A 13,379-nucleotide genomic window follows, 5' to 3' on the forward strand; every position below is an offset into this window, starting at 1 on the left:
TGAAACCTCCTATGGATTCAGAGATCTCATACCTTCTCTTGATAACCGGAAATCCAAGACCTCACGGCCTCAGATCCTCTCGGTCTCCCAATCGAACCCCAATGACCAAAGGTCTTGGAGTTCCGGCTATCGAAGGTGGGTTTCCCCATTCGGAAATCCGCGGATCAAAGCTTCTTCGCAGCTCCCCACGGCTTATCGCAGCGTAGCACGTCCTTCATCGCCTCTCAGCGCCAAGGCATCCACCGAACACCCTTAAGGCACTTGATTGCTCTCATTATCAATGTCCACACACTCGGCAGAATGTTGTCAGCCCCTCACCTGCCCCGAGGGACAAGCGTCAGGAAGCTGCAGGACACTGATTAGAAAGACCAGCTTGCTTCTTAAGATCGAACCGATGACTGTCGCGGTCATGCGCAGCCAACAGAGTCATTTACAACAAGCAGCCCGCTTCACAGCGTTCAGCCTGCGCCGAAATGACTCGGAGATAGTGAAGGCGTCGGTGCAAAGTCGAGGTGCGGACCGCTTGCGCGGTGGCCCTCATTGCACGACCCTACTCGGATCGATCTCCTCTTCACGATGTCAGATAACACGCAGTTGCCTGAAGTCCCGGTGAGGACCAGACAATGCGAAATGTTGTCTCGCGGACGAATTGAACACGCAACAGGCAGCAGCCCGTCTTCGCCAAGTGGCTACGCCGGGCACCACGCCCCGCCCTTCGGCTCATGCGTGGATGATCCAGCGTGCTCTACCCTTTGGCCGCGCCACGCGTAGCCCGAAGGGCGAAGCGTGGTGGAGCCTGTCGGGATCGAACCGACGACCTCATGCTTGCAAAGCACGCGCTCTCCCAGCTGAGCTAAGGCCCCATAGCCAGAAGACGAATGCGTCAGCTGCACAGCGTCGATGATCTCGATCGGAGCTGCCCGTCTTCGCCAAGTGGCTCCGCCGGGCACCATGCTTCGCCTTTCAGGCTCCTGCATGGCTGCGCCATGCGTAGCCCGAAGGGCGAAGCATGGTGGGCCTGGGAAGACTTGAACTTCCGACCTCACGCTTATCAAGCGCGCGCTCTAACCAACTGAGCTACAAGCCCTAACGCTTGAGAGGCTCGGATCAAGTCAACCACCCGGCACCGTTCAGCGCCATGATGATGCACAGCGCCAAGCCCCAGGCAGCGTGTTCGTCCGCGAAGAAAGAGAAACGAAGACGGCGAAATCCCGCCAATGGAGCTCACGCAAGACCTGGCGGTCTCGGTGGCCCCTGATGTTTCTAAAACAGCTCGATAGTACGCGATCCGAAGATCGTGGCCCGAAAGCCAGACTGAAGAGCCATCCTTAGAAAGGAGGTGATCCAGCCGCAGGTTCCCCTACGGCTACCTTGTTACGACTTCACCCCAGTCGCTGACCCTACCGTGGTCGGCTGCCTCCATTGCTGGTTAGCGCACCGCCTTCAGGTAAAGCCAACTCCCATGGTGTGACGGGCGGTGTGTACAAGGCCCGGGAACGTATTCACCGTGGCGTGCTGATCCACGATTACTAGCGATTCCAACTTCATGGGCTCGAGTTGCAGAGCCCAATCCGAACTGAGACGGCTTTTTGAGATTTGCGAAGGGTCACCCCTTAGCTTCCCACTGTCACCGCCATTGTAGCACGTGTGTAGCCCAGCCCGTAAGGGCCATGAGGACTTGACGTCATCCCCACCTTCCTCGCGGCTTATCACCGGCAGTCTCCTTAGAGTGCTCAACTAAATGGTAGCAACTAAGGACGGGGGTTGCGCTCGTTGCGGGACTTAACCCAACATCTCACGACACGAGCTGACGACAGCCATGCAGCACCTGTGTTTCGGGCTCCGAAGAGAAGGTCACGTCTCTGCGACCGGTCCCAAACATGTCAAGGGCTGGTAAGGTTCTGCGCGTTGCGTCGAATTAAACCACATGCTCCACCGCTTGTGCGGGCCCCCGTCAATTCCTTTGAGTTTTAATCTTGCGACCGTACTCCCCAGGCGGAATGCTTAAAGCGTTAGCTGCGCCACTAGTGAGTAAACCCACTAACGGCTGGCATTCATCGTTTACGGCGTGGACTACCAGGGTATCTAATCCTGTTTGCTCCCCACGCTTTCGTGCCTCAGCGTCAGTATCGGGCCAGTGAGCCGCCTTCGCCACTGGTGTTCTTGCGAATATCTACGAATTTCACCTCTACACTCGCAGTTCCACTCACCTCTCCCGAACTCAAGATCTTCAGTATCAAAGGCAGTTCTGGAGTTGAGCTCCAGGATTTCACCCCTGACTTAAAGACCCGCCTACGCACCCTTTACGCCCAGTGATTCCGAGCAACGCTAGCCCCCTTCGTATTACCGCGGCTGCTGGCACGAAGTTAGCCGGGGCTTATTCTTGCGGTACCGTCATTATCTTCCCGCACAAAAGAGCTTTACAACCCTAGGGCCTTCATCACTCACGCGGCATGGCTGGATCAGGCTTGCGCCCATTGTCCAATATTCCCCACTGCTGCCTCCCGTAGGAGTTTGGGCCGTGTCTCAGTCCCAATGTGGCTGATCATCCTCTCAGACCAGCTACTGATCGTCGCCTTGGTGGGCCATTACCCCACCAACTAGCTAATCAGACGCGGGCCGATCTTTCGGCGATAAATCTTTCCCCGTAAGGGCTTATCCGGTATTAGCACAAGTTTCCCTGTGTTGTTCCGAACCAAAAGGTACGTTCCCACGCGTTACTCACCCGTCTGCCGCTGACGTATTGCTACGCCCGCTCGACTTGCATGTGTTAAGCCTGCCGCCAGCGTTCGCTCTGAGCCAGGATCAAACTCTCAAGTTGAACTTGAAGCTTTGAACCGGCTGATCACAACGTTTGACGAGGTCCCACCAATCAGTCCCGCGCTTCACAGCGCAAAGACCATGGTGTTACCTTTGAAACATTGTCCGCCGAAGTCTTCTCGTCCGATCTCGAAACCAAGCCGAAGCTTTAGCCCCGAGACCCGCAAGGACTCCGCCGTCCACGTTTCTCTTTCTTCATCTTCACTTGTCAAACAGCCCGCACTTGTTAGTTCGCGAACTCAGTCGCTCCGAACTAATGAGTGCACCTTCTTCGGTCTCTTTCGCCGTCGAAGTCTCCGTTGCCGGGGCGCTTCAAATAGCTGATTTTGAGAGACCGTCAAGAGCTTTTCTGAAGAAAAACTCAAGAGCCAGTCGGAAGAAGAAACATCAAGGAAAACAACGATGGTCCCGAAAGTTCGGGGGCCTCAGTCATCGGTGATGTCCGGCTGGCGTGGTGGTGAGATAGTGCGACGCCGCATCCCGCGCAAGAACTTTTTGCGACGGCTGTGAAGAAATGTGGATAGCGCTGTCGTACCCTGCTCTATGCGCTGTCACACGCCGCATCCGTTCCATTTTGGAACGGATGCGGCCGCGCAAGCTCAGAAATTGCTCGCCTTGGATTGCACCAGCGCTCGATAGGAGTGCGGCATGCGCATGCAGACGAGATCTTTCCGGCGAACGACGTTGGTCGGATAGACGCTGTCGAGATTGCCGGTGTCGATCTCGAGCGTCGCAATCCCCTCCCCGCGATCGACGATCGCCTCGCGGCGCGGAAACGCAAACGTATCCGGACCGAACACGCCGCTCAGCCCGCAATCCTCATCCGCGGCGTCGCACACATTCGCGAACGCGAAGTAGGCATTGTTCTCGCCGCCGCGAACGCGGAAATGATGCCAGTGATACGGATCGGCCCCGGTCGGGATGGGTGACGGCTGCATCACCTTCGTCCCTGCATGCGCCGCGCTGAAGATGCCCTTCACCGCGGAGGGACACACGATCAGATCGCAGCCGCGCAAGGCGAGCACCCGGCCCGCCTCCGGAAACACCGCATCATGGCCGATCAGGATCCCGATCCGCCCCATCGGCGTGTCGACAACGGTCCACTCATCCCCCGCCGTGGCCCAGCTGCGCTCGGCCGTCGTGAGATGCGTCTTGCGGTAAGTGCTGATTTTACCGTCCGGCGTGACCAGGACGGCTGAGTTATAGATGGTGTTCCCGTCTCGTTCTGCAAGACCGCAGACCAGCGTGAGCCCGCGCTCCGCGGCGAGTTCGGTGAGCGCAGCCGTGATGCGGCCCGGGATCGGCTCGGCGGTTTCGGCCGAATGGGTCAGCCCCGTCGCCGCAAGTTCCGGGAATACCACCAGCTCGGCGCCCTTCTCCTTCGCCGCAGCCGCGAGCTCGGCGATGCGGGCGAGATTGGAAGCGACGTCGGGGCTCGGCGTAAACTGCGCCACGCTGACGCGGGAGCGTTTGCCCACCGGCCACGGCTCGTGGCCGTACAGCCCGAAGAAATCGCGCGGGTTCCAGCTGTAGGTATTGGTGAGCAGCTCAGGATAAAGCTCCGGCCGGCGCTGTGCGAACACCGGCTCGCCCAGCACCTTGCGTGCCCGAGCCCATGCAAGATCGATTTCTGCGAAGGCAACGCCGTCGCCCTTGTCGATCACGGCCGGCAGGCTGCCATCGGGCGCGATGACGCAGCTGCCGCCGGAGAACTGCACCGTGCGCTCCAGCCCCCAGCGGTTGCTCTCGATCACGTAGCAGGAGTTCTCGAAAGCGCGGCTGATCCAGTACGGCGCCGGCGTGCGCTCGGCGAGCCAGTTCGAGATGTGGCAGATGATGTCGGCGCCGCCGAGCGCCATCAGCCGCGCCGTCTCGACGAAATGGATGTCCATGCAAATCAGGAGCGCGATGCGGCCGATCGGCGTCTCGAACACCTGGTTGTGCAGGTCGCCGGCCGCCGCCCATTTTGGCTCCGAGATATACGGATGCGTCTTGCGGTGCCGGCCGATCACGCCATCCGGGCCGATCAGCACCGCGCTGTTGTAGTAGATGTCGTCGTCATCCACCTCGGGCATGCCGATCACGATGTAACAATCATGCCGTCGCGCCAGCGATGCGAAGCGGTGCGTGGTCGAGCCCGGCACCTTCTCGACATAGGGCGCCACCTCCGCGCGGTCGTACCAGCAATAGCCTGTCGTGCCCATCTCCGGCGTCACGATCAGCTTGGCGCCCGACGCGGCCGCCTGCTCGCACAGCGCGAGCAGGCCTTCGATGTTGCGCTCCTTCCCGGCCAGAACAGGCTCGAACTGGACGGTCGCGGCCTTGTACGTCATCGGCATTGTCGGCGACCTCAGACCAGGAAGTGCTTCTTGATGGAGGCGCCGAGCGTGTATTTCGGATCGACCATGTTGCCGAGCCGGACACGCCCGGCCTGCGTCAGCAGCATGTAGGCGTCGATCTCGTCGAACCCGTAATCAGCGGCCATCCAGCGGCACAGCTCGCGATAGGCGATGCGCGCCGCATCCTCCATCGGCCGGGCCGAGCCGATGGTCATGATGAAGTCCCGGGTCTCGAGCCGCGGCCAGGCGATGGTCCAGTTCTTGATGAGATCGACCTGCACCGTCGTGACGGTCGGATGCTCGATCGCGACGCCGCACAATTCGCCGTCGCCCTGCGCGGCGTGACAGTCGCCGAGATAGAGCAGCGCCCCCTTGGTGTTGACCGGCAGATAGATGATCGCGCCGGTGCCGACATCCGGCAGGTCCATGTTGCCGCCGTAGTAGTCGGGCACGAGCGAGGAGATCGCCTCGATCTCCGGCGAGGTGCCGATGGTGCCGATGAACGGCTCATAGGGAAGTGTGATCCTGTCGTTCCAGACCGTGCCCTTCTCGGCCGTGATCTCCAGCTTCTTGACCCGCTCCGGCAGCGCCGGATTGAGCAGCGCGGTGTTGCCCGTTCCGACCAGCCCGCCGAACTCCGGCATGATCACGGTGGTGCCGCGCGGCTGCGGCCCGCGCGGCACGATGCTCTCGATGTATACTGCGAGCGTATCGCCCTTCTCGGCGCCGTTGACGTAGATCGGGCCGTTCTGCGGATTGAGGAACGGGAAGTTCAGGATCTTGGACGGGCTGTCGGTCTCGTGCTTGATCGCGCCCTCGAACGCATCATGCGTCTCGGCCGAGACGACGGCGCCAGGATCGATGATCAGCACCGGATCGACATAGGGGCCGTACACGTAGTGGTACTTGCCCTGGTCCTGCTCGGTGATGAGATGGTGCGCGCCGCGTGCGCCCTTGGCCAAGCCCTTGCGGGCCATGATCGATTCCGACTGCCAGGCCATGCTCGTTCTCCTTGTGCTCATTTGCGTTTCTTCAGACTGCAAGGTGGCGGCGCATCTCGGCGGCATCGTCGAGCGCTTCGCGCGCGAGGCTCGCGGTGATGCGGCCCTTGTCCATGACGTAGGCGCGCTGCGCCATGGCGCGGATCATGTCGAGGTTCTGCTCGACCAGGATGATGGTCACGCCGGTCCTGCGGTTGAGCTCCACCATGTTGCGGGCGATGTCCTGGACGATATTGGGCTGGATTCCTTCCGAGGGCTCGTCGAGCAGGATCAGATTGGGATCCGCGATCAGCACGCGGCCGATCGCGAGCTGCTGCTGCTGGCCGCCGGACATCGTCCCGGCGCGCTGGCTCCAGCGCTCCTGCAGGATGGGAAATGCACCGACCACGCGCTGCCGCCCCTCCTCCGGAACGCCGCCGCCCTTGATCGCAGCGCCGACCGCGATGTTCTCGCCGACGGTCAGCCGCGGAAACACGTCGCGTCCCTGCGGCACGTAGCCCATGCCGAGCCGCGCGCGCTTGTGCGCCGGCAGATGCTCCACCGCCTCGCCGCGATAGACGATCGAGCCACTCATCGCGGGCACCAGCCCGATCAGGCTCTTCATCAGGGTCGATTTGCCGACGCCGTTGCGGCCGATGACGGCGACGATCTCGCCTTCGCGAACCTCGATCTCCAGCCCCTGCAGCACCGGCTTGCCGCCATAGCCGGCGCGGAGCCCGACGGTGGTGAGGATGACTTCCCTACGCATGCGCCTGCCCCAGATAGATGGCCGCGACCCGCTCATCGGCGACGATCTCGTCGATCGAGCCCTGCGCGAACACCTGGCCGAGATGCAGCACGGTGACGCGCTGCGCGACCTGGCGCACGAACGCCATATCGTGCTCGATCGCGAGCACGGTCATGCCGGCGGCGTTCAGCCGCCGCACCATCTCGCCGGTCATATGCGTCTCCTCCGGCGACATGCCGGCGGTCGGCTCGTCGAGCAGCAACAGCCGCGGCTTCAGCGCGATCGCCATGCCGATCTCCAGCCACTGCTTCTGGCCGTGACTGAGATTGCCGGCGAGTTGCGCCTGCTCGGCGTCGAGGTTGAGGAAGGCGAGCAGCCAATCGATCTCCTTGTCCAGCGCGGCGCCATGCAGCCGGTTCTGCAGCGCAATTTCCAGGTTCTGCCGCACCGACAGGCCCTTGAACACGCCCGGCACCTGGAACTTGACGGAGAGCCCGCGGCGAATGCGCGCGAAGGATTTCAGCGTGGTGATGTCCTCGCCGGCAAAATAGATCTGGCCGCTGCCGGGATGATGCTCGCCGAGGATCAGCCGGAACAAGGTGCTCTTGCCGGCCCCGTTCGGTCCGATCAGGCAGTGGATCTCACCCTGCTCCAGCACGAGGTTGACGGAATTCGTCACGTGCAGGCCGCCGAAATGCTTGTTGACGTCGCGCAATTGCAAGAGCGCCATCACGCGGCCTCCGATTTGCGCCGGGTCAGGAGCCTGGTGATCCCCTTGATCACGCCGAGCACGAGGCCGTTGGGTGCGATCAGCACGGTCAGCACCAGCAGCACGCCCATGAACACCAGCGCATATTGGCTGCCGTAGATCGTCAGCGCCTGGAAGCCGGAGAGCACGACCAGCGTGCCGATCACGGTCGCCGTGAGATCGCTGCGGCCGCCGACGGCGACCCAGATCAACGGCAGCGAGGCTGCCGTCATGCCCATGCTGGAGGGCGTGATGTACTGCCCCCACACCGTATAGAGCACGCCGGAGAGGCCGGCGAGCGCGGCGCCGATCACGAAGGTGATCAGCTGATACTTCCGGATGTCGTAGCCGAGCATCTCGGCACGCTCTGGATTCTCGCGGATGGCAACGATGACATTGCCGAACGACGAATTCATCAGGATGCGCAAGCCTAGATAAACCAGCACGAGAATGCCGAGCACGACGTAGTACAGGCCGACATCGGCGAACAGCACGATCGGGCCGCCGAACCACGGAATGGTCAGCGGCGGCATCGCGCTCATACCGTTGAAGCCGTTCAGCCGGGCAGCCCCGATGCGCCATTCGGGGCCGGCGGTCTGCGCCATGAAGCGCTCTAGCATGAGGGTCACCGCGAGCGTGACGATGCCGAGGAACACGCCGCCGATGCGGCCGAAGAACATGAAATAGCCGAGCAGCGCCGCCACCAGCGCCGCCATGCCGATCGCCAGCAGCAGCGCGATCCAGGTGAAGCCGTAGGATGCGCCGAAATTGATGGTGAGGATGCCGTAGCCATAGCCTGCGATGCCGAAGAACGCGGTCTGGCCGAACGACAGCGAGCCGCCATAGCCCCAGATCAGGCTGAGGCTGAGCGCGATGAACACCCAGACGAAGAAGTAGACGGTGTTGCCGACGGTGTAGCCGTCGCTGAACAGCGGATAGGCCAGCGCGCCGCCGAGCACGAGTGCGAACAGCGCCCAGAAGGCGGGACCGCGGCCGAGCGTCTGAGGTCCTTCGAGACGGCGAAACAGCGAAAGGAATCCGGTCACCGTCACCTCCTCAGGTCCGCTCGCGCAGCACGAAGCCGGAGATGCCCTTCGGCAGCACCCGGACGACGATGATGACCGCGATCAGGAGGCCGATCTGGCCGAACAGCTGGCCCTGCCACGACGTCATGCCGGACTTCACGATGGCGAGGATGCCGCCAGCCGGCGCGGTGCCGAGGAACACGTCGGCGCCGCCGATCACGACCGTGACGAACGCCTCCATGATAAAGGTCGCCCCCATCGTGGGCACAAGGGTCATCGTCGGCGCGTAGAGCCCGCCGGCGAGGCCCGCGAGCCCTGCCCCGCAGGCGAAGGTCAGGCTGTAGATCAGCCGGGTGTCGACGCCGAGCGCGGCCGCCATATGCGGCACCTGGATGGTGGCGCGCGCCAGCACACCGAACCGCGTCCAGTTGAACAACGCATACAGCGCCCCAAGCACGGCAAGCGCGGCGACGAACAGCACGATGCGATAGATCGAATAGGAATAGGCGCCGACCTGGAAACTTCCGAACGGCGTACCGACGCCGGCCATGGTCGAGCCGACCAGGATCAGCGTGCCCTGCGTCGCGATCAGGCTGAGGCCCCAGGTGGCGACGATGGTGTCGAGCGGCCGCTCATAGAGATGCCGGATCACCAGCAGCTCGACGAGCACGCCGACAAAGGCCGAAGCCAAGGTGCCGCAGAGAATGCCGAGCGGCAGCGGCAAGCCGGCATGCACCGTCGCTGCCGTCACATAGGCGCCGCACATGATGAACTCGCCATGGGCGAGATTGATCACGCCCATCATGCCGAAGATGACCGCGAGCCCGCAGGCCGAGAGCACCAGGAAGGCGAACGCGTCGCCGAACTGGTAGAGCGCAGAGAATGCCAGGGATGCGATGTCCATGTCTTCGATCGATACGGGGTTCAGATACGAGAAGCGATTAAGAGCAAGCCGCTCCGGCGTGAGGGGACGCCGGAGCGGCCGCTTCCGCCGATCAGGGCTTCGGCGGCGGATTCGACGGCGTGTATTGCGCCATCGGATCCTTCTTGGTCAGGTCGCAGCCGGCTTCGCCCAGCCAGTACGGCTTGATGTCCTCCCAGACCTTCGGGAACGAGATCGCGTGGTCGGCGCCGACCTTGGCAAGATAGATCGTGTGCGACATGTGCTGGCTCTTGGGATCGATACAGACCTTGCCTTCCGGCGCATCCATGCAGACGTCGCCCATCGCGATCACCTTGCGGATCTCGTCGCGGTTGGTCGACTTCGCCCGCTCCACCATCTGCTTGTAGAGATACAGCGCAAGATAGGAGTTCTCGGCCTCCTGGTTCACATAGGGCTCGTTCGGGAACTTGGCCTTGAACTTGGCGTAGAACTCCTTACTCTTCGGACTGTCGATTTCCTCGATGTAGTTGGTGGTGACGTACATGTCCTTCAGGCTCGGCGGCTTGAAGCGCTTGTGCTCATAGCCCTGGCCGACGTTGACGGAGGAGGCCATCGGGAGATTGACGTTGGCGGAGGCCGCCTGCTCGTAATAGGAGGCCTGCGCGGTGCCGACGAGCAGGGTCACGACGAAGTCGGGCTTGGCCTTCTGGATGTTCTGGATGCTCTGCGAGAACTGCGACACGCCGAGCGGAATGAACTCCTCGCCGGCCATCTCGCCGCCGTTCTCCTTGACGATCTTGCGCACCCATTCGGCCGAGATCTGGCCGAAATTGTAGTCGGCGGCGAGCGTGTAGACTTTCTTGCCGTAGGTCTGCATCATGTAGGGGATCAGCGTCGAGAACTGCTGCTCCGGGACAGCGCCCGTCACCACCATGTGGCCATCGCAGACGCCGCCTTCATACTGGTTGTTGTAGAAGGCGAAGCCGTTGAACTGGTCGACGATCGGCCGGTAGGCCTCGCGCGAGGCCGACGAGAAGCCGGCGAACACGACGTCGACCTTGTCCCGTTGCAGCACGCGGCGCATGAATTCCTGATAGCGGGTGTTATCCGACTGGGTGTCGTAGGTCACGAGCTCCAGCGGACGGCCCATGATGCCGCCGGCCTTGTTGATCTCCTCGGCCGCGAGCTGAATGGCGTGGACCTTGCCGATGGTCGCGGCGGCGAAGTCGCCGGACTGGTCCTCCAGCACGCCGAGCTTGATCGGGTTTTCGGCTGCAAATGCGCCTGACGCAAGGACAAGCGTCCCCGTGAGGGCCGCGGCGCGCAGCCCTCGCAATCCAGATCTGGTCATGTGATGCTCCTACATCGCTTGCTTGTTGCCGCCTTGCAGCGTGATGCTGCTCGGGCGTTCCGGCGTATCGGGCGGCCTCGCCCGCCTCCTCAGGAACTCCTCGCAATAGAGCTCCAGACTTTGCCGCGCCCGCATGCTGTCGCGGCGAAGCGCGGAATAGGCATCGTCGTCGTTGAGACCGGTCTCCTGCATCAGGGACACGACGGCGCGGATCACGGCGCGGCGGCCGCGCCGGCGGCTTTCCAGGTCCTGCAGCTTCTCGTACATGTCGGTGCGCAGCAGGAACTGATTTATGCCGAGGAACAGCGCGGTGTAGACGGCGCCGCCATGCACCGGCTTGCGCAGGAAGGAGGTGGCGCCGAGATTGACCAGCGCCTTGAGCCGGCTCGGCGCCTCGACGCCGACGAGGCCGATCACGGGCACCGGCGGCAGCTTCGAGGCCGGATTGACCTCGAGCGCCACGACGCCCTCGAGGTCACCGTCGACGAACAGGATGTCGCGCTCCGGCTGCAGCGCGCTGACGTCGAGCTGCGCGCGGCCGTCGACGATCTCGGGGTAGTCGCAGGCGACGCCGAGCTTGGCGAGCGTCGTCTCCAGAGTGGTCTCCCACCCTGCCCGCCGCGTGATCACCAGCGCGCGGCCACCCTTGAAGTTCTGCAGCAATCGGAAGGTCATGACTTCACCATTCGGAGCAGCGGTGGACGCATGGATGTCGCAAAGCGCGGCGACGACTGGACGAGATAAGGATCGGGCGCGATCGGCAGCCGGGCTTCGAGCAGCAGCTCGAACTGGCCATCGGCGGACGAGCGGCCGATCCGCGGCGTCAGCCAGGCGTGATAGGTCTGCGGATCGATCCGCACTTCGCCCTGCGGCGCCAGCAGGCGCTGATTGGCGACGGCGCAGCGCACCAGGCGGGACTCGTCGCTGCCGGCCTGCGCCAAGGTCGCGGCGAGCAGCTTCACCGCGATGTACGACGCTTCGGCATCCGCCGAGACCACGGGGCCGTCGGGAAACGCGGCCTTGTAGGCCTGCAGGAACGCTGAATTCTCCGGCGAGCTCAGCGACGAGAAGTACACGCTCGACGTCAGATGGCCGTCGACGGCATCAGGGCCGATTTCCTGCAGCTCGGGCTCCGACAGCGTGCAGCTCGCGACGGGAATCTCCCTTGCCTGCTCGATGCCCGCGGCGCGGCAGGCGGCGCGGAAGGCGCGGAAGAAGGCGTAGGCGCTGGTGCCGATCAGGTTGTTGAAGACGACATCCGGACGCTGCTCCAGGATCGCCGCAATGACCTGGTCGAATTCAGTGTCGCCCACGGTCAGATAGCGCTCGGCCAGCACGGTGCCGCCGCGCGCGCTGAGCGCCTCGCGGAAGATGCGGTTGTTCTCCCAGGCCCAGATGTAGTTCGAGCCGACGCAGAAGGCGCGTGTGCCGACGCGCGAGGCGAGATAGTCGACCAGCGGGAGCACGTGCTGGTTCGGCGCGGCGCCGGTGTAGATGACGTTGTCGGAGCTCTCGAAGCCCTCGTAGTGCGAGGGATACCACAGCAGCCCGTCGAACTTCTCGAAGCAGGGAATGACCTCCTTGCGGCTCGACGACGTGTAGCAGCCGACCACCTGGCGGATGCCGGAGCTCAGGAGATCGCGCGCCAGCGCGCGATATTGGGCGAGATCGCCGGAGGGATTGACGACCACGGGCTCCAGCGTGATGGGGCCGTCAGCGGCGTTGATCTCGGCCAGCGCGAGCTGGGCGCCGTTGAGCATCGAGCGCGCGACGACGCTGTAAGAGCCGGTCGTCGAGAACATCACCCCGATGCGAAACGTCGTCCGTGTCATCCCGCGTCCCAAAAACAAAAAAGCGCCCATCGGCTGTCAAGCCGAGGGCGCCCTCGCCACCAACCAAACACGCTTGAGATCAGCGCGGCGTTGGAAATGGTTTGATCGTGTCGCGTCTCAGGGCCGCTGTGCCCAACGCGTGGACATTACGGTCTCTTAGAACGCATGACCTGTCAAGCGCGTTGTAGCAGCGGTGGCTGCATCAAATCGTGCTCGCGTGCAGCAAATTGATGCAGGTGCGACATTCTTGCTTGGCGCCCGCGACGAGCGCGCCGTCGCGACCGCTGAATGCGCCGAGCTGTCAGCGCGTCCGCGGCGGATGGCTGCGTGCCGGAGCGGTCAGGAAGCGATCGAGCTCGGCAATGGCTTCCGCCTCGCGCGCGCGTCGCAGCTGCCGCGCCTGCTCGATGCCCGGCGGCAGACGCTTGGCCATGTCGCGCGCCTCGCGCGCCGTCTGCAACAGGCGTTCGCCCAGCGTCATCGTCTGCTTGACGCGCCGCCTTCGCTTCTTCGGAATTTCGACTTCCATGCAGTGCGGACCCGGTTTCGTCATATACGCAAACACAACCCTAGATGATCCGTCGGCACCTGCATCCACATAGGTGAATCCGCAATCGACGAGCCGTGTTGAGGGCTGCCAGCCGCCCTCGGCC

10 protein-coding genes, 2 tRNA genes and 2 rRNA genes (1 of these 14 only partly in view) are annotated in these 13,379 nt (G+C 63.0%); all 14 read right to left on the bottom strand.

From position 1 onward, the window contains the following. Window positions 1-267: ribosomal RNA gene (locus BRADO_RS22570) — 23S ribosomal RNA — on the bottom strand (it extends 2,578 nt beyond the left edge of the window). A 520-nt stretch (window positions 268-787) separates the two neighbouring features. Further along, a tRNA-Ala gene (locus BRADO_RS22575) sits at window positions 788-863 on the bottom strand. Window positions 864-1,010: 147 nt separating this feature from the next. Further along, a tRNA-Ile gene (locus BRADO_RS22580) sits at window positions 1,011-1,087 on the bottom strand. 245 nt (window positions 1,088-1,332) lie between these two features. Continuing rightward, window positions 1,333-2,821 (bottom strand): 16S ribosomal RNA (locus BRADO_RS22585). Together the 16S and 23S rRNA genes with 2 tRNA genes alongside form the textbook arrangement of a ribosomal RNA operon. A 598-nt stretch (window positions 2,822-3,419) precedes the next feature. Further along, entirely contained in the window at window positions 3,420-5,159 is a 1,740-nt protein-coding gene (locus BRADO_RS22590) for a nitrilase-related carbon-nitrogen hydrolase (protein ID WP_011927667.1), read from the bottom strand. 11 nt (window positions 5,160-5,170) lie between these two features. Then, on the bottom strand, window positions 5,171-6,160 hold the full coding sequence (locus tag BRADO_RS22595; protein WP_011927668.1) for an acetamidase/formamidase family protein: 990 nt from the start codon (window positions 6,158-6,160) through the stop codon (window positions 5,171-5,173). 31 nt (window positions 6,161-6,191) lie between these two features. Further along, window positions 6,192-6,908: an ABC transporter ATP-binding protein gene (locus BRADO_RS22600; protein WP_011927669.1), complete on the bottom strand. Its 717-nt coding sequence runs from the start codon at window positions 6,906-6,908 to the stop codon at window positions 6,192-6,194. Beyond that, window positions 6,901-7,617 carry an ABC transporter ATP-binding protein gene (locus tag BRADO_RS22605; protein ID WP_011927670.1) on the bottom strand — a complete coding sequence of 239 codons (717 nt, stop codon included), beginning with the start codon at window positions 7,615-7,617 and terminating at the stop codon, window positions 6,901-6,903. Before BRADO_RS22605 ends, BRADO_RS22600 begins: the two co-directional genes overlap by 8 nt. Further along, window positions 7,617-8,681, bottom strand: a complete 1,065-nt coding sequence (locus BRADO_RS22610; RefSeq protein ID WP_041757675.1) for a branched-chain amino acid ABC transporter permease — start codon at window positions 8,679-8,681, stop codon at window positions 7,617-7,619. The genes BRADO_RS22605 and BRADO_RS22610 overlap by 1 nt, the downstream gene beginning before the upstream one ends. 10 nt (window positions 8,682-8,691) lie before the next feature. Then, complete coding sequence (locus BRADO_RS22615; RefSeq protein WP_011927672.1) at window positions 8,692-9,564, bottom strand: branched-chain amino acid ABC transporter permease; 873 nt, start codon at window positions 9,562-9,564, stop codon at window positions 8,692-8,694. 91 nt (window positions 9,565-9,655) lie between these two features. Next, entirely contained in the window at window positions 9,656-10,894 is a 1,239-nt protein-coding gene (locus BRADO_RS22620; protein ID WP_011927673.1) for an urea ABC transporter substrate-binding protein, read from the bottom strand. A gap of 9 nt (window positions 10,895-10,903) precedes the next feature. Then, window positions 10,904-11,569, bottom strand: coding sequence for an ANTAR domain-containing response regulator (locus BRADO_RS22625; RefSeq protein ID WP_011927674.1), 666 nt, complete (start codon window positions 11,567-11,569; stop codon window positions 10,904-10,906). Next, a complete protein-coding gene (locus BRADO_RS22630) occupies window positions 11,566-12,726 on the bottom strand; it encodes a transporter substrate-binding domain-containing protein (RefSeq protein ID WP_011927675.1) in 1,161 nt (386 codons plus the stop codon). Before BRADO_RS22630 ends, BRADO_RS22625 begins: the two co-directional genes overlap by 4 nt. Window positions 12,727-13,027: 301 nt before the next feature. After that, window positions 13,028-13,255, bottom strand: coding sequence for a hypothetical protein (locus tag BRADO_RS22635; RefSeq protein WP_011927676.1), 228 nt, complete (start codon window positions 13,253-13,255; stop codon window positions 13,028-13,030). Between the last annotated feature and the right edge of the window lie 124 nt (window positions 13,256-13,379).

It is taken from the genome of Bradyrhizobium sp. ORS 278 (assembly GCF_000026145.1).
Taxonomy (GTDB): Bacteria; Pseudomonadota; Alphaproteobacteria; order Rhizobiales; family Xanthobacteraceae; genus Bradyrhizobium.